Annotated in this window: 22 protein-coding genes; 6 read left to right on the forward strand and 16 right to left on the reverse strand. The window is 67.2% G+C overall.

Annotation, left to right across the window (positions count from 1 at the left end; translation table 11 throughout):
* Nucleotides 1–2: 2 nt before the first annotated feature.
* The 6 genes from JW876_06245 to JW876_06270 are packed head-to-tail and all read right to left on the reverse strand — an operon-like array spanning nucleotide 3 to nucleotide 4,669.
* Nucleotides 3–278 carry a helix-turn-helix domain-containing protein gene (locus JW876_06245; GenBank protein MBN1885106.1) on the reverse strand — a complete coding sequence of 92 codons (276 nt, stop codon included), beginning with the start codon at nucleotides 276–278 and terminating at the stop codon, nucleotides 3–5.
* Nucleotides 279–295: 17 nt separating this feature from the next.
* Nucleotides 296–2,254, reverse strand: a complete 1,959-nt coding sequence (locus JW876_06250; GenBank protein MBN1885107.1) for a CoB--CoM heterodisulfide reductase iron-sulfur subunit A family protein — start codon at nucleotides 2,252–2,254, stop codon at nucleotides 296–298.
* A complete protein-coding gene (locus JW876_06255) occupies nucleotides 2,251–3,531 on the reverse strand; it encodes a CoB--CoM heterodisulfide reductase iron-sulfur subunit A family protein (GenBank protein ID MBN1885108.1) in 1,281 nt (426 codons plus the stop codon). Before JW876_06255 ends, JW876_06250 begins: the two co-directional genes overlap by 4 nt.
* 36 nt (nucleotides 3,532–3,567) lie before the next feature.
* A complete protein-coding gene (locus JW876_06260; GenBank protein MBN1885109.1) occupies nucleotides 3,568–3,981 on the reverse strand; it encodes a hydrogenase iron-sulfur subunit in 414 nt (137 codons plus the stop codon).
* Nucleotides 3,978–4,229, reverse strand: a complete 252-nt coding sequence (locus JW876_06265; GenBank protein MBN1885110.1) for a sulfurtransferase TusA family protein — start codon at nucleotides 4,227–4,229, stop codon at nucleotides 3,978–3,980. The genes JW876_06260 and JW876_06265 overlap by 4 nt, the downstream gene beginning before the upstream one ends.
* Before the next feature lie 14 nt (nucleotides 4,230–4,243).
* Nucleotides 4,244–4,669 carry a hypothetical protein gene (locus tag JW876_06270; GenBank protein MBN1885111.1) on the reverse strand — a complete coding sequence of 142 codons (426 nt, stop codon included), beginning with the start codon at nucleotides 4,667–4,669 and terminating at the stop codon, nucleotides 4,244–4,246.
* Nucleotides 4,670–5,077: 408 nt separating this feature from the next.
* On the opposite strand from JW876_06270, the gene JW876_06275 reads away from it, so the two are divergent.
* Nucleotides 5,078–5,764 carry an ArsR family transcriptional regulator gene (locus tag JW876_06275; GenBank protein ID MBN1885112.1) on the forward strand — a complete coding sequence of 229 codons (687 nt, stop codon included), beginning with the start codon at nucleotides 5,078–5,080 and terminating at the stop codon, nucleotides 5,762–5,764.
* A gap of 37 nt (nucleotides 5,765–5,801) precedes the next feature.
* On the opposite strand, the gene JW876_06280 is transcribed toward JW876_06275, so the two are convergent.
* From JW876_06280 to JW876_06290, 3 genes are all read right to left on the reverse strand, one after another.
* Nucleotides 5,802–6,434, reverse strand: coding sequence for a DUF2239 family protein (locus JW876_06280; protein MBN1885113.1), 633 nt, complete (start codon nucleotides 6,432–6,434; stop codon nucleotides 5,802–5,804).
* A 237-nt stretch (nucleotides 6,435–6,671) separates the two neighbouring features.
* A complete protein-coding gene (locus tag JW876_06285; protein ID MBN1885114.1) occupies nucleotides 6,672–7,394 on the reverse strand; it encodes an SIMPL domain-containing protein in 723 nt (240 codons plus the stop codon).
* A 146-nt stretch (nucleotides 7,395–7,540) separates the two neighbouring features.
* Nucleotides 7,541–8,050: a hypothetical protein gene (locus JW876_06290; GenBank protein ID MBN1885115.1), complete on the reverse strand. Its 510-nt coding sequence runs from the start codon at nucleotides 8,048–8,050 to the stop codon at nucleotides 7,541–7,543.
* Between the two features lie 668 nt (nucleotides 8,051–8,718).
* On the opposite strand from JW876_06290, the gene JW876_06295 reads away from it, so the two are divergent.
* From JW876_06295 to JW876_06310, 4 genes are read left to right on the forward strand one after another with little or no spacing between them, the layout of a single operon-like run.
* Nucleotides 8,719–9,090 carry a response regulator gene (locus JW876_06295; protein MBN1885116.1) on the forward strand — a complete coding sequence of 124 codons (372 nt, stop codon included), beginning with the start codon at nucleotides 8,719–8,721 and terminating at the stop codon, nucleotides 9,088–9,090.
* 13 nt (nucleotides 9,091–9,103) lie between these two features.
* Entirely contained in the window at nucleotides 9,104–9,619 is a 516-nt protein-coding gene (nuoE, locus tag JW876_06300) for an NADH-quinone oxidoreductase subunit NuoE (protein ID MBN1885117.1), read from the forward strand.
* Nucleotides 9,616–10,809: an SLBB domain-containing protein gene (locus tag JW876_06305; protein MBN1885118.1), complete on the forward strand. Its 1,194-nt coding sequence runs from the start codon at nucleotides 9,616–9,618 to the stop codon at nucleotides 10,807–10,809. Before nuoE ends, JW876_06305 begins: the two co-directional genes overlap by 4 nt.
* Before the next feature lie 19 nt (nucleotides 10,810–10,828).
* Complete coding sequence (locus JW876_06310; protein MBN1885119.1) at nucleotides 10,829–12,778, forward strand: iron hydrogenase small subunit; 1,950 nt, start codon at nucleotides 10,829–10,831, stop codon at nucleotides 12,776–12,778.
* An 81-nt stretch (nucleotides 12,779–12,859) separates the two neighbouring features.
* Here JW876_06310 and JW876_06315 read toward each other — a convergent pair whose 3' ends face one another.
* The 7 genes from JW876_06315 to JW876_06345 form a co-directional block, all read right to left on the reverse strand.
* Nucleotides 12,860–14,095 carry a hypothetical protein gene (locus tag JW876_06315; GenBank protein MBN1885120.1) on the reverse strand — a complete coding sequence of 412 codons (1,236 nt, stop codon included), beginning with the start codon at nucleotides 14,093–14,095 and terminating at the stop codon, nucleotides 12,860–12,862.
* A 91-nt stretch (nucleotides 14,096–14,186) separates the two neighbouring features.
* Nucleotides 14,187–17,213: an efflux RND transporter permease subunit gene (locus tag JW876_06320; protein ID MBN1885121.1), complete on the reverse strand. Its 3,027-nt coding sequence runs from the start codon at nucleotides 17,211–17,213 to the stop codon at nucleotides 14,187–14,189.
* Entirely contained in the window at nucleotides 17,210–20,548 is a 3,339-nt protein-coding gene (locus JW876_06325) for an efflux RND transporter permease subunit (GenBank protein MBN1885122.1), read from the reverse strand. Before JW876_06325 ends, JW876_06320 begins: the two co-directional genes overlap by 4 nt.
* Nucleotides 20,548–21,618: an efflux RND transporter periplasmic adaptor subunit gene (locus JW876_06330; GenBank protein MBN1885123.1), complete on the reverse strand. Its 1,071-nt coding sequence runs from the start codon at nucleotides 21,616–21,618 to the stop codon at nucleotides 20,548–20,550. The genes JW876_06325 and JW876_06330 overlap by 1 nt, the downstream gene beginning before the upstream one ends.
* Nucleotides 21,619–21,743: 125 nt before the next feature.
* Nucleotides 21,744–22,208: a hypothetical protein gene (locus tag JW876_06335; protein ID MBN1885124.1), complete on the reverse strand. Its 465-nt coding sequence runs from the start codon at nucleotides 22,206–22,208 to the stop codon at nucleotides 21,744–21,746.
* Complete coding sequence (locus JW876_06340) at nucleotides 22,205–22,471, reverse strand: helix-turn-helix transcriptional regulator (protein MBN1885125.1); 267 nt, start codon at nucleotides 22,469–22,471, stop codon at nucleotides 22,205–22,207. Before JW876_06340 ends, JW876_06335 begins: the two co-directional genes overlap by 4 nt.
* A 125-nt stretch (nucleotides 22,472–22,596) precedes the next feature.
* Nucleotides 22,597–23,565 carry a hypothetical protein gene (locus JW876_06345; protein ID MBN1885126.1) on the reverse strand — a complete coding sequence of 323 codons (969 nt, stop codon included), beginning with the start codon at nucleotides 23,563–23,565 and terminating at the stop codon, nucleotides 22,597–22,599.
* Between the two features lie 163 nt (nucleotides 23,566–23,728).
* Here JW876_06345 and JW876_06350 point away from each other — a divergent pair, with 163 nt between their 5' ends.
* A complete protein-coding gene (locus JW876_06350; GenBank protein ID MBN1885127.1) occupies nucleotides 23,729–26,014 on the forward strand; it encodes a hypothetical protein in 2,286 nt (761 codons plus the stop codon).
* The last annotated feature ends 10 nt before the right edge of the window (nucleotides 26,015–26,024 follow it).

Here is a 26,024-nt window from a genome sequence, read left to right on the forward strand (position 1 = left end):
GATCAGTCCTTCGCTCGATAGCGGTAGTACTCGTCGACGTCGTCCTCGACGAGGGTCTCCACCTGGCCGAACTTGCGCAGCGTCATGAGACCGTACGTGACCTCGGCCGGCGGGAGGCCCGTCCGTTCGGCGATCTCGGGGATCGTCAGCGGCCCGTCGCGGAGCGCGCCGAGGATGGTTTTGCGCATCCGGGCGAAGCGCTTCGCCAGCTCCCTTGCCTCGGCGGGCGCCTCGCGCCGCTCTTTCATGTGATCGATCGTCCGTTTCCTGTCGTTCATGGTCGTCTCGCTCCAGCTCACTCGGCCATGGCGTCGATCATCGCCTCGATCTCCCCGTCGGTGTACCCGATGAGCTGGATGGCGTTCACCGGGCAGACGGGAAGGCACATGCCGCAGCCCTTGCAGATCGATTCGTCGACCACGGCGATCGTCGCGCCATCCCGGCTCGTCTCCGCGATCGCGTCGAAGGGGCAGGCCTCGGCGCAGGCGCCGCACCATTCGCAGATTGTCGGGTCGATTTTCGCCATGGTCGGTTCGAGCTCGATCTCCCCCGTCCTGACCAGGGCATGCGCCTTGACGGCCGCCGATCTCGCCGCCGTCACCGCCTCGACGATATTCTTCGGCCCCTGCGCGGCCCCCGAGAGGAAGACGCCGTCGATGACGGTCTCGACCGGCTTGAGCTTGGGATGCACCTCGTTGAAGAAGCCGTCCCTGCCGGCGGGGGCTTTCAGGATGGCGCCGATCCGGTCGTCCGCCCGCGGGACCATCCCGGTGACGAGGACGACGAGATCGGCCTCGATCTCGAGCTCGGCGCCGCCGGTGAGCAGGTCGCGAGCCGTCACCGTCGCCGTGCCGTTCGATCCGGTCACGACGGGCGGATCGTCGTCGGCCGTCTGCAGGTAGATGTCGCCGAGCTTCGAGGATTCCTCGTAGATCTCCTCGGTCGTCCCGTACGTCCGCACGCCCCTGGTGACGTGGTAGTTCAGCACGTCGCCGAAGCGGCGCCGGGCGACGAGCCCCGCGTGGATCGCCGCGGCGCAGCAGTAGCGCGAGCAGTACGTGTTCACGCCTTCGACCGCCTCGTCCTGCCGGCTGCCCACGCAGAAGATGTAGGCGATGTTCCGCACCGCGCGTCCGTTGAAGGCGAGGCTGTCGCCTCCCGTGGCGAGGAGCCGCTCGAACTGCTGCAGGGTGATAACGTTCGGGATCCGGCCGTAGCCGAACTCCCCCTCGGCCGGCTCGTAGGGATCGAAGCCGGTCGCGATGACGACGGCCCCGGCGCGGATGTCGCGGAACTCTTCCTCGAGGCCGGGATCGATCTCGGGGCAGATCTCGACGCACGCACCGCACCGCGTGCAGTGCTCGCGGTCGACGACGGGGAGGGAGGGCGAGCCGCCGCCGCGGCTGTACAGGGCCTTCCGCTCGCCGAGGCCGAACTCGAACGGGTCGGGAACGACGACGGGGCAGGCGTCGATCGCCCGGGCGAGACGTTCTTCGAAGCCGTCGTCGTCTTCTTCACCGCGCGCGCCGGGGGCGAGCCCGCGTGGCGTCGTTTGGAGCCGCACCTCGAAATTGCCGACGCTGCCCGACGCCGAGACGATCTCGCACCCGGTGAGGAGCTCGATGTCGTCGCGCTCCTCGATCCGCCCGTAGAGGCCCGACGCGACCGAGGCGCCCGTCTCGCCGGTGGGGAAGAGCTCGCCCCACTGTGCGGTCCGCCCCCCGACGAAATGGTCCCGCTCGACGAGGAAGACGCGCGAGCCGGCGTCGGCCAGGGCGATGGCGGTCTGCATGCCGGAGACGCCCGCTCCGACGACGAGGATCGCCGTCTCGGAGGAGATGCGGGCCGGCTCCAGGGGCTCGGAGAGCAGCGCCCGCGAGATGGCGGCCTTCACGGTGCGGATCGCCTTCGCCGTCGCCTCGGCGGGGGTGTCCGAGTGCGCCCAGGAGCCCTGCTCGCGGATATTCGCCTGCACGTAGTTGTACCTGTTGATGCCCGCGCGCTCGGCGACGTTCCTGAAGGTGAAGAGGTGGAGCTTCGGGGAACAGGATGCCACGACCATGCCGTCGAGCCGCTGTTCCTCGATGTCCTGCACGATCTCCTGCTGCGTCGAGTCGGCGCAGGCGAACATCGTCACCTTCGCCAAGGCGACCCCGTCCACCTGCTCGACCGCCGCCCTGACCGCCTCGACGTCGACGTAGTCGGAGATGTTCGATCCGCACTGGCAGATGTAGACGCCGATCCGTTCGGTCATGGCGTGCTCTCCAGGTATGCCAGGGCCCCCGCGGCGGCCGCTCCGGCCGACGCGATCGAGTCCGGGATGTCCATGGGGCCGGAGGCGGTCCCCGCCACGAAGACGCCGGCGATGCTCGTTCCCGCCGGGTCGCTCAACCGGTCGGCCCGCCGCACGTAGCCGTAGTCGTCGAGCTCGAGGGCGCCGCCCCGGAAGATTCCGCCCGCCTCCGGGTTCGAGAGCATGCCGACGGAAAGCACGACGAGGTCGTGTACCGCTTCCTTCACCGTTCCCTCGACGATGTCCTCGTACCGGAGGACCAGGTCCCCGTCGTCGCGCTCCTCGATCGTTCCCACCTTCCCCTTGACGAACTCGACGCCCATCCCCTCGGTGCTGCGGTAGAACTCCTCGTATCCTTTCCCGAAGGCCCTGATGTCTATGTAGTAGATCGTGATGTCGGCCATCGGCAGCGCGCCGAGCAGGAGCTGACCCTGCTTCATGGAGTACATGCAGCAGACCTGCGAGCAGATGGGATTGCCGAGGGTAGCGTCGCGCGAGCCGGCGCACAGGACGTAGGCGATGTTGTCGGGGATCTTGCCGTCGGTGGGGCGCAGGACGTTGTTGAACGGCCGCGTCGGCACGAGCTGCCGTTCCATCTGCATCGAGGTGATGACGTTGCCGAAGTGGCCCGCGCCGTAGTTCTCGATGCGGGCCGGCTCGAAGAGACGGAAGCCCATCGCGACGACGATCGTGCCCGCGATCACGCCGGTCGTCCGGGTTTCCTGCGTGAAATCGATCGCTTCGGATGGGCACGCCCGTTCGCACGCGCCGCAGAGGATGCAATGATCAAGATCGATCGCGGCGACCCGCGGGTTGGCGATGCTGAAGGGGACGTAGGCGGCTTTCCTGCCGACGAGGCCGTACTGGTACTGGTCGTCGACGACGACCGGGCAGACCGCCTCGCACTTCTGGCAGCCCGTGCAGTTTTTCTCGACGACGTACCGCGGCCGCGTCGTCAACGTTCCCTCGAAGGCGCCGTCGGCCCGCCGGGCGACGTCGCCGATCTCGGTGTTGGTCATCACGGTGATGTTCGGGTGGCGCGCCGTCTCGGAAACCTTCGGGGTGGTGATGCAGGCGGCGCAGTCGAGCGTCGGAAACACCTTGCTCAGGTGGATCATCCTGCCGCCGATGGAGAGATCCTTCTCGACGAGGAGGACCGTGCGTCCCGTGTCGGCCAGGTTCAGGGCCGATTCCTGGCCGGCGATGCCGCCGCCGATCACGACCGCGTCGAACTGCATGGTGCCGGTCTCTTCGTTCACGAAGCCGCGCTCTCCTCAGGTTTGTTTTCGGGCTCCGGCCAGGGCGTCGGTCAGGGACGTCACCATCTTCACGAAGGTCTCGGAGCAGACGGAACAGATCGCGGCCATGCGCAGTCGCGCTGGATCCATCCCCCGCTCCTTCATCATCTCCTGTGTCCGCCTGACGATCTCGGCGGTCTTTTCGGCGCAGGACTCCCCGTACGGGCAGTCGGTGCCGTCGGCGGCGATGAAGACGCCGTCGAATCCGCGCTCGAAGGCGCGCATGATCCATCTCGGCTTGATGCCGCCGGAGCAGGGCACGCTGATGGTGTCCACCGTCGGCGGGTAGTGCTGCTTCAGCAAACCCGCGAGGTCGATCGCCGGATCGGAGATCTTCTCGGTGGAGAAGACGAGGATCGAGACGCCGTCCCTGCCGCCCGCGTCCGTCATTGCTTCTTCATGAAGATCCGGAAAAAGCCCGATTCCTCGATGGTGCCGAGGTACTCGTGCCCCTTCTTCTCGGCCCACTTCGGCACGTCGCGTTTCGTTGCCGCGTCGGACGACAGCACTTCCATGATCTGGCCCGACGCGATCGTGCTGATTGCCTTCTTGGCGGCCAGGAGCGGGCCGGGGCAGGCGGTCGCCCGCGCGTCGACGGTCTTGTCCACGGTGAGATTCGCCAGTTCGGCAGCGTCCATGTCCGTTCCTTCCGTCAGATGAACAGGTGGATGTCGGCGTGTTGCATGGAGGTGAGACACTCGCCGATGCCGACGATGTCGTCGACGATGTCGACGAAGTCCGATTTCTCCATGCCGCCCCAGATCTTTCCGGCGAGCCCGCACATGTAGACCTTCATGTCGGTGAGCTCCTTCGCCTCCCTGAAGGCCTCGAGCCACGGCGTCACGTTGAGTCGGCCGAGGGACTCGACGAACCGGTCGCGCATCGCGTCGTTCTCGGCGAGGGGCAGCTCGACCGGTTTCGCGGCGACGTCTTTCAGGAACGCCCGCGCCCCCTGCATCAGCACGAAGACCTCGATCTCCATGTCGTCGGCGGCCGCCCCGCCCACGATGACGCCGGCCGCGGTCAGCCTGTCGAGACCGCCGGAGAAGAGCCCGATCGTCAGTTTCGTGTTCGCCACGGGTACACGCTCCTTTCATTCCACAATGGATTGGAATGATATACCAGGAGCGATATCATAACAACCCAAAAATACATTGACTTCATGAAAATGTGGCGTATCATTATCCAACGTACATTGGATGGTTGTGCGAGAAGACGACCCGGCCACGCCGGGCAAGGAGGTGCGACGATGCCTGATTTCGACGGTTCGGGACCGAGAAGCGGCGGACGCGGCAGGGGCGCCGGGGGCGCCGGCTCGGGCGGCTCGTGCGTGTGCCCGCGCTGCGGACACCGGGAGCCGCATGAGCGCGGCCGCCCCTGCAATCAGAAGAAATGCCCGACGTGCGATGTTCCCCTGGTGCGGGAGTAGCATGAACGGCGGGGGCGACCGGCCGCCGCGTCCCCCGGCAACGGGAGAGAGGGCGTCGTGAAGGACGACAGGAACGTGCAGGGCTACCGGCAGGTCGCCGACACGGCGAAGCTGTTCGCCGATCCGCTCAGGCTCGAGATCATCGAGATTCTCGCGCAGGGGCCGCGGACGGTCGATTCGCTCGCCGTCGCGTGCGACCAGCCGCTCAAGAACGTGTCGCATCACCTGCGGCGCCTTCTCGCCGCCGGGTTGGTGAAACGGGTCAAGAGCGGGCGGCGCGCGATCTACTCGATCGCCGACGAGCGGGTGACGTCGCTGTGGGTGATGATCCGGCGGTTCGCGGAGGATCGCGTCTCCGCGACGATGGATATCGACTGGGACGCGCCCGACCGGACGATGAATGCCGAGGATCTCGCGCGGCTCGTCGCGCGCCGGGAGGTGCTTGTGATCGACGTGCGTCCCCCGGAAGAGTTCGCCAGCGGCCATCTGCCGGGGGCCGTCTCGATTCCCGAGGAGGAGATCGAGGCGCGGCTCAACGAGCTTCCCCGGGACCGTCCCGTCGTCGCCTTTTGCCGCGGGCCGTACTGCCTGCTCGCCGATCGCGCGGTGGACCTGCTCCGGGCCTCCGGGATGCGCGCCCTGCGCTGCGCCGGCGGCGTCGCCGAATGGCGGTCCCTCGGGCTGTCGGTGGAGGCGCAGGGCGCGGCGCCCGCCGACGAAACACGGGCGGGGCGCCCGGAGTGACCGGTGCGGGCGGCGCCGTCGCGTCCCGGCCGGCGTGTCAGAGGCCGGCCTTCGGTTCCGCGGAGTTTCCCTTTCCCGGGACGGCCGTCCCTCTCGCGAGACAGAGCAGGTATCCCGCGACATCGGTCGGCCACCCGTCGATCGTTCGCTCGAGGGCGTCCATGTCGCGGGCGAAGAGGGCGCGGGAGGCCTCCTCGAACCGCGGGAGATCCCCGGCCATGTCCCACATGAAGCGGTGCGCGGCCTCGATCGCCTCCCGGGCGAGATCCTCGCCGCGGCTCGCGCGGCTCGCATCCTCGACGAGGCGGCGCAGGGTCGCCGACGCCCCGCCCCGCTGACCGCGCAACCACTCCCAGTGGCGGGGGAGGAGGGTGACCTCCCTGGCCACCACGCCGAGGCGCGGGCGGCCCGGGCCGCGAGGCCGAAGGGCGTCCTTTTCCCCGCGGGGGAGCACGGGGTGATCGGCGAGCCGTGCGAGGCTCTCCTCCGGGGTTCCCCGGTAATCGATGTCGATCGTCTCCCCGGTGGCGTCGCGATAGATGACGAGACGGCCCGGATCGCCGGTGTCGTAACGTCGCTTCGCCTCGAGAACGACGATGTCGATCGGCCCGGCGGCGATCATCCGCCGGTCGAGGAAGGCGGTATACGTGCCCGTCCGCTGTTCAGCCATCCGGTGCACCTTTCTTTGCGATGTCCACGCCCGGTGCTCCCGGGCGTTCGCGGAATAATATACCCGGGTAAAAAGGCGGTGTCAATATAATCCGGGTAAATATATGCGGACGAGCATGTACTGGCGGGACGGCGCGCCGGCGGTACCGCGTCCCGGCCGGCGAGGATCGGCGGGAAAGGGGAAGGGCGATGCGATGCGCGGCCGGAAAAGATCGCGTCCGCGTTGCGGCAGCGCGCCTCAGTCCTCGAGGAAGTACTCGATCGTCGAGACGACGCGGACCGTCTTGTGCAGCTGGGCCGCCTCGTTGATTCCCGGGGCCCGGTCGCGGGCGAGGATGACGAAGACGCCCTGGTTGGCCCGGCGGATCCCGCCGACCTCGCTCCCCGAGTCGGTGGCGAACTGCTCGGCGGCGCGGCGGGCCTTGGCCGTCGCCTCGGCGATCATCTCCGGCTTGAGGTCGCTGAGGCCGGTGAAGAGGTAGGTCGGGCCACCCGCGTAGGGGTTCGACGAGAGGACCACGCCCTGCTCGACGAGGGCGTCGAGCGCCTGGCTCGCCTCCTGCACCTTGGCGCACTCGCTCGTGCGTACCATGAGCGTCTGCTCGATCACGTAGCGGCTCCGGACCGCGCCGTCGCGGTAGCGGTCGGTGAAGGCGTCGCTCACCGAGAGTCGCTGGACCTCGATCTCCCCGTCGGAGAACCCGCGCTCCTTCAAAAACGAGACGACGGTCTTCTTCGCCGCGCGGATCCCCGCCTGGGCCCGCGCGAGATCGTCGTCGGTGGCGGCGAAGGAGAGGGGCCAGAGGGCGACGTCGGCGGTCACCTCGCGTTCGGAGACCCCCTTCACCGTGACGAAGCGATCGGCCGCCCGGCCCTTCATGAAGCCGTTGCCGACGAACCAGCCCGCAAGGGCGATACCGGCCGCGAGAAGCACGACCGGCACAACGTTTCGTTCGTTCATGATGATCCCCTTTCGCGGCGCCGGAAGGCCGGCGCCGACGCGGGAATCGTAGCACGAGGGGCGGGAGGGGGGCCAGGGATTATGAAGGCGGCCGCGCCGCGGCGGTGCCAGTGGGCGCCGTGCGCCGTTTTCTGCTCGCGGAGCGATCAAGCGCGTCCGGCGTCGCGGCGGGTTCGCGTCTGACACCGCGGTGGATCGGTGTTGCACCTGAAATCGCGAATACGTATCGTTGAGACGGGACTCCGCCGCACAGAGGAGATACCATGAAACCACGCGAATCGGTCCGCGCGTTTCTCGCCGCGTGCGCCGTCCTTCTGCTCGCCTGCCTCGCCGGGGGCTGCGAGGAGGATTGTCCGCTCTGCGTCGACCCGACCTGTCCCGGCTGTCCACCCTGCACAACGCAGGTCACCGTCGTGATCGAGCCGGCCGTCGACGCCTACATCGCCGACGGCGGGCGCTACCAGAACACGATCTACCTGAAGGACGGCGTGGGCGATTTCATTTATGAGCACCAGCAGATCCTCGTCTCGAACAACGCCAGCCCGGACGAGTACGTGAACATCGAGCGCCGGGGACACCTGCATCGGGTTCAACCTCAGGATGGTGCCCGCGACGCTCATCGAGACGGGGGGCACCGTCGTCGAGTTCCGCAGCATGGCGACCGGTCCCCCGCCGCGTCTCACCGTGCTGTTTTCGCGGCCCGACACCCTCGCCGGCGCGATGCGCTGACGGCGAGCGGCACGGCGAGGCGCCATACGCGCCGTTCCGGACCCGCGCGGCGCCGCCTTGCCCCAGGGTCGCGTCCAACCCGCGGGGGAACGGCCGCCGCCTTCCCGGCCCCGGCCGTCCCCTTCGGCGGTTCGCCCCCGCCCCAAGCCCCGGCCGCCCTCTTTACCTGAAGGATCGTGGTGCGGCCCGGCGCGGTTTCTTCATTTCCGACATCGCCCGCGTCTCGCCGTGAAACGCTCCGTCATCGGACCGTCCCGTTTCGTGAACGGGCGGTTGTCTCCGCATCAAGGGAAATCATCCACCCTCCCGGGCATCTCGTTCAATAGAGGCGAGCGACATTCGCATACGCCGATACCGCGTCCGGAAACCTTGCAGGATAACAGGTTATACTTTAACGAAAATATTGCGTTATACTTCACTTCCCGGTTGCCATCCGCCGTCGTTTGTCATTACTTATAGGCATGCTCCGCGCGGCGCGATGGGAGAGAACTGTCCCGTGCGCGACGCGGGGCGCCAAAACGAACGTGCAGGGGCGGTCACCGCGGCGTCGGACCGGCGGGACCGCGCGCAGATCAGCAGCAGAAGGAGAGCCGATATGGCGCGGATCCTCGTGGTTGACGACGATCCCGATGTCGTCGAGGCGACCAAGATGTACCTCGAGAAGGAAGGGCACGACGTGGCGACGGCCTTCAGCCGCGACGAGGGCATGAAGCACATCGCCGCCGAACACCCCGACCTGCTCGTGCTGGATGTCATGATGGACGAGCCGGACGACGGCATCTTCATGGCCCAGGAACTCCGCAAGTCGGGGTTCGAGCGCCCGATCCTCATGATGTCGAGCATCGACAAGGTGACGGGCATGCACTACGACAAGGACGACGAGGTGACTCCCGTCGACGATTTCATCGAGAAGCCCGTCGCGCCGGCGACGCTGGTCGAAAAGGTGAAAGCCCTGTTGAACCGGTAACGAGGAGAGTTCCATGCTCACGAAACAGGACAAGCTCCTTGCGGAGCTCCGGGCGCTGGTCGGGAAACACGGCTCCGGGCGTCCGTCGTTGATTCCCATTCTCATGGAAGTCCAGGAACACTACGGTCAGATCTCCGACTTCACGATGCAGGCGATCGCCGACATGCTCGGCATCCACCCGGTCGAGGTCTACAGCGTGGTCACGTTCTACGCCTTCCTCAACGAGAAATACCACGGCAAGTTCGTCATCCGTCTCTGCCGGACGATCAGCTGCGACATGGCCGGCAAGAAGGCCGTCGCCCGCCAGCTCGAGAACGATCTCGGCATCGAGTTCGGCGAGACGACCGAGGACGGCCGGTTCACCCTCGAGTGGGCGAACTGCATCGGCATGTGCGACCAGGGCCCCGCGATGCTCGTGAACGACCAGGTCTTCACGCACGTCACGCCCGAGAAGGTACACGACATCCTCGAGGCCTGCCGCCGGTCCTTCGGACCGTCCTCCATGCAGAAGGAGGGGATCGCATTATGACCAGCGACACCATCCGCAACGAGATCACCTTCGCGTCGGTCGAGCCCGACGCCGGGCTGAAGAAGGCGCTCGGCATGCCGCGCGCCGACGCGATCGGCGTCATCCGCGACTCGAACATGAAGGGACGCGGCGGGGCCGGATTCCCCACCGGCGTCAAGTGGAACCTCGCCGCCGGCGCGCAGGGCGACGCGAAGTACGTCGTCTGCAACGCCGACGAGGGAGAGCCCGGTACCTTCAAGGACCGTCTCATCCTCACCGAGTGGCCCGAGCTCGTCTTCGACGGCATGACACTCGCCGGGTACGCCATCGGCGCGAAGGAGGGCATCATCTACCTCCGGGGCGAGTACACCTACCTCGTCAAGGATCTCCACGAGATGCTCGAGAAGCGCCGCGAGGAGGGCAAGCTCGGCACGGACGTCTGCGGCAAGAAGGGCTTCGATTTCGACATCACCGTTCGTCTCGGCGCCGGCGCCTACATCTGCGGCGAGGAAACGGCCCTCATCGAGAGCCTCGAGGGCAAGCGCGGCGAGCCGCGCAACCGCCCGCCCTTCCCCGTGAACACGGGGCTTTTCGGCCAGCCGACGATCGTCAACAACGTCGAGACCTTCGCCTGGGCGGCGACGATCATGATCAAGGGCGCCGACTGGTTCAAGGGCATCGGCACCGAGCGCTCGACGGGCCTCAAGCTCTTCAGCGTCTCCGGCGACGTCGATCTTCCCGGCGTCTACGAGTTCCCGATGGGCATCACGGTGGCCGAGCTCCTGGAGCAGGCCGGCGGCGCCGACGCCAAGGCGGCGCAGATCGGCGGCGCCTCGGGCCACTGCGTGCCGGCCGAGGAATTCGCGCGCACCATCGCCTACGAGGACGTTCCGACCGGCGGCTCGGTCATGGTTTTCGGCGACCACCGGGACATGCTCGACGTGGCCGAGAACTTCTGCGACTTCTTCGTCGAGGAATCGTGCGGGCAGTGCACGCCCTGCCGCATCGGCAATTCGAAGCTCCTCGAGGGAGTGCGCATGCTCAAGGAGGGCAAGTGCTCCATGGCCTACCTCCGCGAGCTGTGCAGGCTCGGCGAGACGATGCAGATCGCGTCCAAGTGCGGGCTCGGCCAGTCGAGCCCGAATGCCTTCCTGTCCATCGTCGAGCATTTCAAGGATGAGATCATGGGCCGCACGCCCGCGTCGGCCTAACCGCTGGAGGAACAGGAACATGACCGACAAGAAGAAACCCTGCACGGACGACACCGCGCACGCCTCGTCGAGCACGAAGCCGCACGTGGTCGAGCCGCCGGCGGATACCGACGCGATCGGGACCCTCGTGACGGCGACGATCGACGGCAACGACGTCAAGGTGCCGCTCGGCACGACGATTCTCGAGGCGGCCAGGAAGATCGGTGTCCGCATCCCGACCCTCTGCCACCACGAGGATCTCTGCGTGGCCGGCGTCTGCCGGATCTGCGTGGTCGAGGTCGAGGGACAGCGCACCCTCCAGGCCTCGTGCGCATACCCCATCACGCAGCCGATCACGATCTGGACCCACACGCGCAAGGTGCGCCAGGCGCGCCGGCACATCCTCGACCTGCTCCTCTCCGAGCACTACGGGGAATGCTATTCCTGCTTCCGCAACAACAACTGCGAGCTGCAGGAGCTGGCGAAGGAATACGGCGTCGATTTCTACCGGTTCGGGCATCCCGAAAAGCCCCTCTACGAGATCGACCGCACGAGCTACGCCCTCGTCCGCGACGACAACAAGTGCATCCAGTGCCGTCGCTGCGTGCGCACCTGCATCGACCTGCAGGAAGTCGGCGTGCTCGAGACGATCGGCCGCGGGGCCGATGCGAGGATATCGACCTACCTCGACAGGGGGCTGAGCGACGTCATCTGCATCAACTGCGGCCAGTGCATCAACCGCTGCCCGACCGGCGCGCTCCGCGCGAACGATCCGACCGACGAGGTCTGGGCGGCGATCGACGATCCGACGAAGCACGTCGTCATCCAGACGGCGCCGAGCCCGCGCGCCGGGATCGGCGAGGAGTTCGGCCAGGAGCCGGGCACCCCGATGACCTGGGAAATGAACACCGCGCTCCGGCGTTGCGGATTCGACAAGGTGTTCGACACCAACTTCTCGGCCGATCTCACGATCATCGAGGAGGGAACGGAGCTCATCCTCAGGCTCTACAGGAACCTCGTCGAGGGCGACGGCTCGATGCCCCTGCCGCAGTTCACGAGCTGCAGCCCGGGCTGGGTGAAGTACATCGAGCACTTCTATCCCGATTACCTCGATCACGTCTCCTCGGCGAAGAGCCCGCAGCAGATGTTCGGCGCGGTCATCAAGACGTGGTACGCGAAGCTCAACGGGATCGATCCGAAGGATGTCGTGAGCGTGGCGCTCATGCCCTGCTCGGCCAAGAAGTTCGAGTGCAACCGGCCCGAGATGTCCGACAGCGGGTTCAAGGACGTCGACTACGGCCTCACCACCCGCGAACTCGCCCAGATGATCCGCGAGGCCGGAATCAATCTTCCCGACATGCCCAAGAGCGATTTCGACGATCCCTTCGGCACCGCCTCGGGCTCGGGCGTCATCTTCGGCGCCTCCGGCGGCGTGATGGAGGCGGCGCTGCGCAGCGTCATCGAGTTCGTCACGGGCAAGCAGGTGGAGGATTTCTACGATCACGCCGACATCATCCCGGTCCGCGGTTTCGAGGGCGTCAAGTACGCCGAGCTCACGATCCCCGAGGAGGTCGGGCCGGTGCCCGGACTGATCAGCCACCTCGTTCCCGACTGGAACTGGCTGAAGGGGGCCACCCTGAAGCTCGGCGTGGCCCACGGCACGGCGAACGCGAAGAAGGTCATGGAGGACATCAAGGCCGGCGGCAAGTTCTCCGAGTGCCACTTCATCGAGTTCATGGCCTGCCCGGGCGGCTGCCTCGGCGGCGGCGGGCAGCCGATCCCGACGAGCCCGGAGATCCGCGCGAAGCGCGCGCAGGCGATCTACAACGAGGACGCGGCTTACGGACGCGCCGGCAAAGCGAGGAAGTCGCACGAGAACCCGGCCATCGCCAGGATCTACGAGGAGTTCCTCACGGATGGGCCGTGCGGCCACCTGTCGCACTCGCTGCTCCACACGGGGTACACGCCGAGGGGGAAGTATATCGGGTAGTGTGCGCGGAATCGGCGTGAACGAGAACGGGCCGGTCGGCGTCGCCGACCGGCCCGTTCGACTGCTTGCCGTTTCCGGTTCCTACCGGGAGAAGACCACCCGGTCGAGATCCTCCCAGTCGATGTCGACCTCCTCGCCCTCTGCCGTCGTGACGAAGATCCCCCGGTTGTCCTCGTCGACGTCGTTGGAGCCGCGGAGCCGGAAAGCCGGGCCGTCCCAGACCGAGACGATCGCCGAGCGGAAGCCCTTCCGCCTGATCTCGGCGATGTTGGCGAACTCGATGTCCATCTCGATGTCGCGGAACTCCCCGTCGAGGTATTCCCAGGTGTACTCCTCGTCGTCGTCCCACCGGATCGCGCCGGAGACGCTTCCGCCGTCGGTCGTGTAGACGGTGCCCATGATGCGTCGGCCGCCGTCGAAATCCCCGTAGACGGGCGCCGCCGGCGGCTCGAGGAACTCGAGGCTCTCGAACTCGTCCCAGCGGACGGTCACCCGGCCGAATCCCTCCACGAAGATGGCGATGCCGCGGTTCGAGTCGTCCACGTCGTTCGACCCGCTGAGCACCATCGTGTTGCCGTCCCAAAGGGTCAGGCGCGCGCCGTCGGAGCCCTTCCGCTCGATCATGCGTATGTCGCCGAATTCGATGTGGCGGCGCCGGCGGCTGCTGCGTCCGTCGAGCTCGTCGGTGGTGAAGAGCTCGTCGACGTCCCAGCAGACCCAGCCGGTGAAGGTGTCGTCGCTGCGGGTCGTCAGCGTCCCGTACAGCCGATCGCCGAAGCTCGACGCCAGTCCGGGCGGCGACGCGCTGAAATCGATCCGGTCGACGTCCTCCCAGTCGAACTCGACCTCCCCCTTCTTCGCGTCCTCGATGACGATCCCGCGGATCTCGTCGCCGATGTCGGTGGAGCCGCCGGAGAACTCGAGCTCGTCGCCGGATTTCAAGGTGAGGGCCACCTCGTCGTCGCCGATCACCTCGAGGGAGGCGATGTGGCCGAAGCAGATGCCGGAGAGCGACCGGTCGTCCTCGGTGTAGATGCCGGACCCCTCGATCCTGATGCCGAAGAACTCGATCCGGTCACGGGTGCGCCGGCTGCCCCGTCGTCTGCCCCGGTCGTTCGAGCGGAACCGGTCCTTGTTGCCGTCGAGTATGTCCACCCACGACGCCTCGTTGGTGTCCCAGCGGATCAGCCCCTCGAAGACTTCGCCGTCGGCGGCCGTCAGCGTGCCGTAGATCCGGCCGCTGCTGTCGGTTCCGGCCGTCGCGGGAATCGCCGCGAAAACGGCCGCCGCGAGAACCAGCAGGAAGATGCGTCTCATTGTCCCTCCTTCGTTTGTCCCTACCCGTGCGCCACGGTTGTACTACGATCCCACCGCCGGTCCTGTTTCCCCGCCCGGCGTATTCGACTCGTCACCGCGCCATCGAACGGACCCGCTCCGACCAGTCGCGCAGGTCGTCGAGCAGGACGTAGATCGTCGGCAGGATCAGCAGGGTGATCGCCGTCGAGAAGGTCAGTCCACCGACGATCGCGCGGGCCATCGGAAAATATGGCGGTCCGTCCCCGCCGATCTGCGTGCGCACCACGCAGAGGGGGACGAGGCTGAGTACGGTGGTGCCGGCCGTCATGAGGATCGGCCGGAGCCGGTCGCGTCCCGCCTGGAGGATCGCCTCGTTCCGGGGCAGCCCCGACGCGCGGAGCCGGTTGATGTGATCGACGAGAACGATCCCGTTGTTCACGACGACGCCGATCAGGATGAGTATCCCGATCATGCCCATCAGCGACATCACGGTGCCGGTGATGAGGAAGAACCAGTAGACGCCGATCACGGCGAAGATGATCTGCGTCCAGATGGCGGCGGGAAAGAGCAGCGACTCGAAGAGGGCCGCCATCACGAAATAGATCAGGGCGAGTGCGAGGAGCATGTTGACGAGCATCGTGTTCATCGCCTCCCGCTCGTAGTCGAACTGCTCGCCGAAATTCCACGTGTATCCGGAGGGGAGGGTGTAGTTGCCCATGATTTGCCGGACGAGATCCCGGGCGTCCCCCGTCGTGATCCCGTCGACGTGGGCGGTGACGCCGAGCGACGTCGTGCGGTTCTCGCGGTAGATCGTCCGCGGGCCGCGCGCGAGCCGGAAATCGGCCAGCGTGCCGATCGAGATCGGCTGTCCGTTCTCGAGGATCATCGGCACGTTGCGGAGCTGGTCGAGCGACTGGCGGTCGGTGTCCTGGAACATCAGCCGCATCTCGACCTCGCCGGTCTCGTTCCGGAAGCGCCGCAGGTTGATGCCGCGCATCGCCGCCGAGACGACCGTCGCGACCTCCCGCGCCGAGACGCCGTACTGCCGCGCGCGGTCGCGGTCGACGACCACCTGCACCTCGCGCTCGCCCGTCTCGGCGTCGGAGCGGACGTCCGAGAAGCCGGTTACCTGCGAGAGCGTCCAGGCGATGTCGCGGGAGATCTCCACGAGCTGCTCGCTGGATTTGCCGGTGAGCTGGAGGCGGACCGTGTTTCCGCGTCCCTCGTCCATCCGCTCGAAGGAGGGATTGGCGATCGCCATCTTCGGCAGGCTGTCCCGGATCGCCTCCTTGATCTCCTCGATCGATTTCCTGGCCGCGTCCCCCTTCCGGAGGTTGATCGTGGACATCGCGTAGTTGCCCTGGTAGTAGGAGTAGATCGATTCGATCTCGAACTCGTCCTCGTGGTCGAAGAGGTATTCCTCGTAGACGTCGACGGCGGCCTCGACCTTCTCGACCGTGTAGCTGTCGTTGATGTTGTACCGCAGACGGAGGCGGCGGTCTTCCGGGTCGGCGAAGAACTCGTTCTTCACGAGGGCCATCGGCGCGGCGACGCTCACCAGCACGAGAAGGATGATGCCGACGCTCGCCTTGTGGTGGTCGAGCGACCAGCCGAGGACGCGGTGGTACCGGTCGATCAGGCCGTCGATCACCGTCCGTTTCGGTCTGCCCGCCGGCGGCTTCAGCCGGGACGCGAGGAGCGGCACGATCGTCTGGGCGAGAATGAGCGACACGCCCAGCGCGATGCAGATCGAGAAGGCGATGTGCTTGAGATAGATGGCGATGTCGTTGTTGTCGGAGACGATGTTGGGGAGGAAGACGATCGCCGTCGTCGCCGTTCCCGCGGTGATGGCGAGGGAGACCTCGTTGACGCCCCGGAGGATCGCCTTCCGCGGCTGCTCGTGCATGATCTGGTGGCGGTGGATGCTCTCGGTCACCACGACCGCGTTGTCCACGAGCATTCCCACGGCGAGCATGAGACCCATCATCGAGAGGATGTTCAGCGAGAGCCCCAGGAAATACATGAAGCTCAGCGTGATGAGGAGCGACAGTGGCACGGCGAGGGCGACGATCAGGGTGGTCGCGAGCCGCCGGAGGAAGAGGTAGAGCAGGACGATGGCGAGCGCGCCGCCGAGCAGCCCGGCCTTGAGCACCTCGCGCAGCGAGCTCTGGACGCCCTCGGACATGTTGTCCATGTAGTAGATGGCGATTCCGTCCATCTCGGGAAGGCCGCGGATCCGGTCGATCTCCTCGATCACGCGGTCGGCCACGTCGACGAGGTTCGCCCCCGATTCCTTGAAGATGTCGACGCCGACGGCGTACTTGCGGTTCAGGTGCCTGCCGTAGGTGAGGTCGGGGTGGTCGTAGGCGATCTCGGCGATGTCGCGGAGATGCAGGTTGTGCTCGCCGACGACGATCGAGCCGATCTCCTCGACCGTCTTCAGCTCGCCGACGGGGCGCAGAACGAATCGACGGCCGTTGTCGGTGATCTTGCCGGCCGTCACGAGGAAGTTCTCCCGCCGCAGCGTCTCGGTGAGTCTGGCGAGGTCGATACGGTGTTCGATCACGCGGTCGGCGAGAAGCTGGATGCGGATCTCCCGCCGCGATACGCCGTAGAGGTCCACCTTGGAGACGCCGGCGATCCGTTCGATGCGCCGCTTGACGTTCCGGTTGAGCATGTCGAACGCGTTCGAGAGCTCGCGGTTGCTCGAGATGCGCAACTGGAGGATGTGCATGTCGCTCGTCGAGAACTTGAAGATGTGGAAGCGCTCGAGATCGTCCGGGAAGAGTGTCCGGATGCCCTCGAGCTTCTCCTTCGCCTCGAGGGCCTTCAGGTTGGCGTTGATGCCCCAGTTGAAGTCGAACTGGATTCCCGCGCCGTTCTCGCGAGACCACGAACGCATCCGCTTGTACCCGCTGATCGTCGCGAGGACCTCCTCCGCGGGGCGGGTGATCTGCCGCTCGATCTCCTCCGGCGTCGACCCCGGGTAGGGGATGTCGACGTAGATGAAGGGGGCGTCCACGTCGGGAAAATACTCGAGGGGGAGCAGTCGCGCGCAGATCGCGCCGACGACGACGAAGCAGAGAAAGAACATCATCGTCGTCACGGGGCGTTTGAGCGAGAACTCGGCGAGGTTCATCCCGGCCCGCCCTTCCCGGTTCCCGCCGGCCCCGCGCCGCTCTTCGTCCGGTCGAGCACGGAATACATGACCGGGATCACGATGAGCGTGAGCAGGGTCGAGACGGTGAGCCCCCCGATCACGGTGATCGCCATCGGGGCGCGGATCTCGGCCCCCTCGCCGATCCCGATCGCCAGGGGCAGGAGGCCGAGCGAGGTGGTGAGCATCGTCATCATGATCGGCCGGAGCCGGGAATGGGCCCCCTCGACGATCGCCTCGCGCTTCTCCATGCCGCGCCGCCTGAGCTGGTTGACGTAGTCGACCAGGACGATCGCGTTGTTCACGACGATGCCCGCGAGAAGGATCAACCCGATCAGAACGACGACGCTGATCGTCGATTTGGTGATCGACAGGGCCAGCACGACCCCGATGAGCGCGAGCGGGATCGTGAAGAGGATGACGAAGGGGTGCAGGAAGGACTCGAACTGGCTCGCCATCACCAGGTAGACGAGGAAGACGGCCAGCAGCAGGGCGAACTGCAGCGAACGGAAGGAGGCTGACATCTCCCGGTTCTGCCCCGTGAGGCTCGCCGTTATCCCCGCGGGAACGGCGGTCTGGCGGATGATCTCCTCGATCTCGAAGGCCGCCGCGCCGAGGTCCCCCATGGCGAGATTCGCCGTGACGATCGCGACGCGCTCCTGGTCGACCCGGCGGATCTCCCCGGGGCCGGTCTCGATGACGATGTCGGCGACGGCGTCGAGCGTGACGGGGTATTCGCTCTCCGGGTTGATGATCAGCCGGCGGATCTTCTCGACGGAATTCCGGTCGTTCTCGCGGGCGCGCACGAGGACGTCGATCTTCCGGTCGCGCCACGAGTAGCGCGTCGCCACGTCGCCGCGGACCTTGGAGACGACGCGGTCGGCCACCTCGTAGACGGCGAAACCGAGCGAAGCGGCCCGTTCGCGGTCGAACCGGATCTGGATCTCGGGGTGGCCGCTCTTCATCGTGTTCTTCACGTCGGCGAAGCGCGGCGAGGCGTCGAGACGCCGGGCGATCTCGTCGGAGACGCGGCGCAGGTGGCGGAGCTCGTAGCCGGCGACCTCGATCTCGATCGGCGTCTTGAAGCTGAAGAGCGTCGGCCGGGCGAACTTGTACTGCAGGTCGGGCTGCGCGGCGAGCTCGAGGCGCAGAAGGTCGATCACCCTCGCCTCGTCCTCGTGGCCCGATCCCGGCGCGAGGGAGACGTTCAATTCCCCCCAGTTCTCGCCGCCCTGCTCGGGGTCCGCGTCCATGCGGTTGCCCGTGCCGGCGACGGCGAAGGTCGTCTTGACGCCGTCGATGTTCCCCGCGGCCTCCTGGATGCCGGCGATCGCCTCGTCGGTCGCCTCGAGGGGGGTGCCGGGGGAGAGGCGGAACTCCACCTGGAATTCACCCTGCGAGAGCTGCGGGATGAGCTCGACGCCGATGCGCGTCGCGGCGGCCAGCGAGACGACGAAGAGGCCGAAGGCGATGAAAAGCACCGCGGCCCGGTGGTCGAGCGACCAGTCGAGCGCCGCGTGATATCGTTTCTCCACGCGCGAGTAGACGGCGAGGAAGAGCCGGAGGAAGGGTTTGACGAGAAAGAGCGCCACGCGGGACAGGATCTTCGCGGCGAACCGCAGGGCCCGGACGACGCAGACGGGCGCCGTCGTGAAGAGCGCACGGCCGATCCGGGAGAAGACGCGCGCGATACGGTTGCGCGGCGGCGTCTTCGGCCGGGGCGGTGGCGCCGCGGCCGCGTGCCCGTGCAGCGAGGCGAGCATCGGTATGAGGGTGAGGGCGACCCAGAGGGACGCGAGCAGGGCGAAGGTGACGGTCAGCGCCTGGTCGCGGAAGAGCTGCCCGGATATCCCCTTGACGAACACGAGGGGGAGGAAGACGGCGACCGTCGTGAGCGTGGAGGCCGTCACGGCCGTGCCGACCTCGCTCGCCCCGTCGCGGGCCGCGTCCCCGGCCGTCTTGCCCCGTTCCCGGTGCCGGGCGATGTTCTCGAGCACGACGATCGAGTTGTCGACGAGCATGCCTATCCCGAGCGCGATGCCGCCGAGCGACATGATGTTGAGCGTCAGGTCGGCGCCGAACATCAGGTTGAAGGTGGCGATCACCGACACGGGGATCGACAGCGAGATGATGACCGTCGCCCAGAAGTTCTGCAGGAAGAAGTAGAGGACGAAGACGGCGAGCAGTCCGCCGATGACGCCGGCCTGGATGACCTCGGTGATCGCCTGGGAGATGAAGGTCGACTGGTCGTAGACCTCGACGAGCTCGTAGCCGTCGGGAAGAAGGTCGCGGACCCGGGCGAGCCGGCGTTCCACGTCGCGCGCGACGCTCACGGTGTTCGCGTCGCCCTCCTTGTAGACGGCGATCTCCACCGCCTCGCGCCCGTCGAGGCGCGTGACGGCCTCCCGTTCCTTGAAGCCGTGCAAGACCGTGGCGATGTCGCGCAGGTAGACCGGCTTGCCGTCCTTCGTCGAGACGATGACGTCGCCGATCTCCCCGATCGAGCGGAACTGGTTGAGCGTCCGCACGAGGTACTGCTGGGTGCCCTCCTCGAGCCGTCCGCCCGAGAGGTTCACGTTCTCGGCGCCGATCTGGGCGGCGAGCCGGTCGATCGGCAGGTCGAGCTGCGCGAGGCGCCCCTGGTCGACGAGAATCTGGATCTCGTCCTCGAGTCCTCCGCTGACCTTCACCGCGGCGACGCCCCGGGCGGCCTCGAGCTCCTTCTTGATCTCCTCCTCGGCGAAGCGGCGCAGGAACTTCAGTTCCTCCTCGTCGAAGATGCCGGCAAGCGCGGGCGCGGCGCCGACCGACGCCCCGTATGCCACGGTGTCGGCGTCCGAGCCGGCGAGGATGACGTCCGGCGGGGCGACCGGGGCGGCGTCCTTCTTCCGGCAGAAGCCGAAGCGGATGATCGGCTCGAGGGAGGGGTCGAACCGCAGGATCGTGGGCCGGGGGACGTCGAGGGGCAGCTCGAGGGCGTCGAGCTTCTCGCGCACGTCGAGGCCGGCGTAATCCATGTCCGTGCCCCACTCGAATTCGAGGATGACGTCGGACTGGCCGGAGCGCGAGATCGACGAGACGCGGGTCACGTTCTTGACGACGCCGACGGCCTCCTCGATCGGTTTCGAGATCAGGTTCTCGATCTCGGCGGGGGCGGCGCCGGGATATTCCGTCCGGACGGTGAGGGTCGGGTAGGTGAGCTCGGGAAGCAGGTTCATCTTGAGACGGGAGAAGGAGACGGCGCCGAAGAGGAGGACCGCGAGCGTGAACATGGCCACCGTCACGCGGCGCCTGATCGAGAGGTCGATGATGTTCATTACCGCTTCGCCCCCCGCCGGCTCACGATATCGACCGTCGAGCTGTCCTTGAGGCTGCTCTTGCCGGTGGTCACGAGCGTGTCGCCCGGCAACAGCCCCTCGAGGATCTCGACGTGCGTCGTGTTCTCGTAGCCGATCGTCACGAAGCGCCTCACGGCGATGCTGTCCTGCACGACGAAGACGGCGGATTCGCGGTCCTCGGCCATGATGGCGTCCTTCGGGGCGAGAACGGTGTTCTCGTGCACGTCGTAGATGATCTTGACGCGGGCGAACATCCCGGGCCGGAGCCGGCGCGACGGGTCGCGCATCTCGACCGTCACCTTGACCGTCCCCGTGCCCGGATCGACGACGGGGCTGAGCCGCTTGATGCGTCCGGTGAAGTCCGCCCCGGGCAGGGCGTCGATCTGCAGGCGCGACTCCTGGCCGACCCGCAGCCGCGAGATCTGCTTCTCGGGCACGTGCAGCACGGCGATCAGGGGATCGAGCCCGGTGACACGGTAGACCGGCTGGTTGGGGAGGATCATGTTGCCGACCTTGACGAGCCGCTCGGCGACGACGCCGGCGATCGGCGTGCGGATGTCGGTGTACTTCAGGTCGAGCCTGGCCAGGTCGAAGGCCGCCTTCTGCTGCTCGTAATCGTACTTGGCCTGCTGGAAGACCTCGGTCGAGACGAGCTGTTTCGCGTGCAGGTCCTCGTTCCGGCGGTAACTGTTCTCCAGGCGGGCGAGATTTGCCTGCGCCTGTTCGAGCTGGACGGCGATCTTCTCCTCGTCGAGCTTCGCGATGACCTGCCCGGCCTGCACGTAGTCCCCCTCCTCCACGAGGATCCGCTCGACGACGCCGCCGACCTTGGCGACGACCTCGGTCTCCTGCTCGGCCTCGACCGTGGCCGTGCCGGTGAAATAGGCCGCGATGTCACCCGAGATGACGGCGCCGATCTCGACGGGCACGACGAGCTTGTTTTTTCCCTTGTCGGTCGTGGTCGAGTTCGACCTGCTGCAGCCCCATTGCGCCGATGCGAGCGCGGTCAGCAGCAGAACGAAGGCAATGAGGCTCACGTTCCGTTTCATCGTGCGTTACTCCCTGAATGGATTGCAATGGTTCCCTCTCGACAGGGATACGGAATGTCGGCGGGCGGAGTTTCAGGAATTCATCCGTCCGGTGCACGGTTGGACAGGGGAAGAGCCGGCGGGTTTCAGTCGACGGCGATCCGCCGCTCTCGCCAGGCGATCACCGCCGCGGGGAGCGTATGCGCGAGATACAGGAGCCCCATCACGGCGATCATTCCCAGCGAGCCACGCGTCTTCGGCTCGAAGGAGAGCAGCGGGAAACGCGAAACGATGTTCGCCAGCAGGAGATAGACCAGCGCGATGACGGTGAAGACGGCGTAGGCGTACCGCAGGGCCTCGCGCGTCAGCTGCACCTCGCGCTCGTCCAGGCGATCGCCGGGCGCATGGACGAGCCGCCACAGCCCCGTGCGGCCGTAGAGGGAGACGAAGCTCCAGATGCCCACCGCGGCGAGGCAGACGAGCGCGGCGGCCGGCCTGAATCCCCATCCCGCGCGCGCCGCCGCGGCGAAGACGGCGATGAAGAGAACGAGGGCCGCATAGTTCAGGACGATCCACGCGCGGCGCGTGCCGATCGAGTGTTCGCGTTTCATCGAGAATTCCCTCCCCGGTTCCGGTAGTCGAGCAATTCCTCGCTCAGCGCCCGCATCGGCTCCGTCGAGAAGACCAGGTCGACTGGCAGGCCGAAGAATTCGCTGATGCGCAGGGCGAGATCGAGGCTCGGGTTGTATTCTTCGCGCTCGAGGTAGCCGACGGTCTGGACGTTGACGCCGATCCGGTCGGCCAGCTCCCGGCGCGAGACGCCGCGTTCCTTGCGGAGGACGGCGATCCGGTTGTACAGCTTCCGCGTTTCCATGTCGGTAATATATCACGAAATATTGTATATATACAACTAATTTCAGTAAAAAAACGACGCCCGGCCGGAACACCAGGCCGGCCGGGTACACGTGATTCCCTTGTAATACGTGCAGGAAAAAGCGGTTACCGTTTTTTCCCCGTCGCCTCGCCGGATGCCCCGGCGAGAATGAGTTTCGCGTGAAAGGAGAAGGGCTTGGCGGACGCCTGCATCCCACCACCCGCATCGTCGCCCGGACGTCCGCCCATGCCGCCGCCGGGCCGTCCGCCCATGCCGCCGCCGGGCCGTCCTCCCATGCCGCCGCCGGGGGGCTCGCCCATGTCCTCGCCCATACCGCCGCCGGGCCGAGCGCCCATGCCGCCCGCCGGGCGCTCCATGCGGCCCGTCGCGATCGTGACGCCGACGGCCGCGTCTTCCGGGACGCCGATAGCGTAAGGGGATCCGCCGATCCCCGCGAGCGGTATCCTGAGCTCGCAGACGAGTGCACGGTTCTCGTATCCGATCATCGCCTCGATCCCGTACGCGGCCGCTTCGTCGACCGTCGCCAGCAGGCATGCGTCCTTCGCCGGGCCGAGGATATCGAGATCGTCGCGCCGGTCCCGCATCAGTCGCTCGATCATCCCGGCGCCGCCCGCCCGGCCCCTGCCCTCTCCGTCACCCGCGGCATCGTCCCTGGCGCCGCCGCTCGCCGCGTCGCCCGTCCCGGGGACGGCGCGGGGATCCGTCCCCGGCATCCCCGGAGCGGCGCCGGCCATCGCCATCGGCATCTTCCGGGGGTAGGCGATGCCGAAGGTCTTGTCGCCGCCGCCGTCAGGGTCGAACCAGACGGTCATCCCGGCGGCCAGGACCCGTCGCTGCATCGTCACGTCGGAGGATGAGACGAGGATGTAGAGGAACCGGTCGTCATTGGCGAAGCGCATGACCGTCATCGTCTCGCGCTCGAGGTAGGTCACGACACCGGTCCAGTCGGCGGCGCTGCCGTCGATCGTGATCGTCCGGTCGAGCCGGACGCTGCCGATCTCCTGGTCGCCGCAACCGGCAAACAGGGAAACGAGAAGGAGGCAGGGGGCGATCCCCCGTATTCGAGTCGTCATGCAAACTGCCTTTCGCGTCGGTCCGTGAAGAAAGCAGGGGGGGGTGGGGCCCCCGTCCACTCGTCGCCCGGCGCGCCCGCCGGTTACGAACATTCATTGTGGCGTCGCGCGGCGTACCGTATATTTCAAGTGACCCCGCCGTTGCATGCGATGAGGAATGCTGATGAGGCGCGCGATTCTCGCGATGCTCGTCCTCGGCGCCGCCGTGCCGGCCGATTTGCCGGCCCGTGCGCAATTCGACGACTGCACGCCGGCGGCCTGCGTCATTCCCGATGGCGACCCGGCCGTCTTTCGCGCCGCCCGTGCCGCTCTCGTGCGGAGCGGGGCGCGCATCGCCGTCTCCTTTCCACCGGACGTTCTCTTCGGACGGTTTCCCGCAGGCGTCGAACGCGGCGATATCGCCGGTCTCCCCGTCGTTCTCCTCCGGGACGCCGGCGGTTTGTTTGCGTTCGACGCGCCGCGCCCGACGATCGCGGCCGTCCGCGCGCTCCTCGCGGGACGGTTCGCGGGGTCGCGGGGCGAACCGGCGCATGAGCGGCGGCCGGTCTCCGCTCTCCTGCCGACGCCCGCGACGGCGGCGCGCGCCGGCGGCGGGGCGGCCGGAGACCGGAGCCCGTCGGAGACAACCAGGCGGTTCTACCAGAACAGCGAGATCCTCTACGGCACGGTGCTGGTCAACCTCGTCTTCCCCGAGAGCGAGGGGGACGGGGAGAACTGGTCGCTCGACGAGATCGGCCTCGCCGTCGCGGGCGTCGCAACGGGGCTCGACGAGCTGCGGGAGGAGCTGCGCTGGGTGGACCTCGAGTTCGTTTTGAACTACGATCGTTTCATCAAGGTCCCGGTGGCGGGCGAGCCGATCGAGACCAACTGGGAATCGGCGCCCCGCTGGATCGCCCAGGCCATGACCGCCCTCGGGTTCGCGGCGTCGGAGACGGACGTCCACCTCTCCGTCCACGAATTCAACGAAGGCGAGCGAGCGGCGCAGGGAGCGGACTGGGTTTTCACCGCCTTCATCGTCGACCAGAGCGCGCATTACGACCCCGCGGCGGGGGTGTACGATCCGGGCTGCTGGAACGCGAGCCCCGTCATCTCATGGGCAATGCACGGCGGCCCGTACTGCGTCGTGCCCTTTCCCGCATGCCGGTTCGGGTACGGGGAGGGATTCGCCCGCTCGTTCGTCCGCGAGCTGTGCCACGTCTTCTGGGCGCTCGACGAGAACGGCTGGTCGCACCTGACCTGCGACACGACCGCCGGATACCTCGCCGTGCCGAACCGCAACACGGAGTATCTTCCCTGCACGGAGATCGCGCCCTGCGTCATGCGTGGCGTCACCGGCGAGGAGGCGCTGACCGTGTGCGAGTGGACGATGGGGCAGATCGGGCTCGCCGACGACGACTGGAACTCGATCCCCGACGTCCTGGAAGTGCCGCCCGTCGTCGAGTTCATCGACGCCCCCGGCGTGAATCCCGACACGATCTACGCGAACCGCTTCGTCATGGGGGCGCGGATCGAGGGGGTCGCGCGGCCGAACGCGAATCCGGCGCAGCTCGCCCTCTTTCCCGGCCTGATGAACGACGTGGCCCAGCGGCTCGTCGACGGCGCGTGGTTCGTCAACGGGATGCAGGTTTCCGGCCCCGGCGCCCCGCCGGCCGACGGTACGTGGAACGAGAGCAGGGAGGACGTCTCGGATACCCTCGTGGGGTTCGAGCCGGGGCTGAACGTCGTGCGGGTCGAGGGACGGAACGCCGCCGGCTACCGGGGGGGCGCGGAGCGCGACGTGCTCTTCGTCGGACTCCGGTACTTCGCCCTGTCGCTCGCGCTGGAGGAGGGATCGAACACCCTCGAATGGACGACGTCGAGCGAGGTCTTCGGGGCCGATTTCGAGGTCGAGCGCCGCGACATCACGGCGGGGGAGCGGGCGACGGTCATCGCGACGGTCGATACGCCCGTCGAGACGGGCTACCGGAGGAGCCACTACCGGTTCGAGGACGGGACCGTCCTGCCGGGGCGCCGCTACGGCTATCGCGTCGTCGCGCGGTTCACCCTCGTCATCGGCGGCGAGCCGATCGTGTACCGGTTCCCGAGCGCCGAGACGAGCGGGATGACGATCGTCCCGGTCGGGGACGGCCTCGTCTCGCCCTTCCTGCCGAATCCCGCCACCGACCGCGTCGTCTTCACCGTGAACGTGCCGGTGGAATGGCGGAACTCGGCTGACGACCCCGACGCCGGGGGGATCGTGGAGGCGAAGACCTTCGTCGACATCAAGGTCTACGACGCGGCCGGCCGGCGCGTGCGGACCCTCTACAGCCGGAGCCGGTACGGCGGGCTGAAGACGGTCGTCTGGGACACGAGGGACCACCGGGGGCGGCCCGTTGCCCCCGGCGTCTACTTCGTGAAGGTCGCGGCCGGAAACTACCAGGCCTGCAGGAAGGTCGTCGTCATGAGATGACGCGCGCCGC

Source organism: Candidatus Krumholzibacteriota bacterium, from assembly GCA_016931295.1.
In the GTDB taxonomy this organism is placed as follows: domain Bacteria; phylum Krumholzibacteriota; class Krumholzibacteriia; order Krumholzibacteriales; family Krumholzibacteriaceae; genus JAFGEZ01.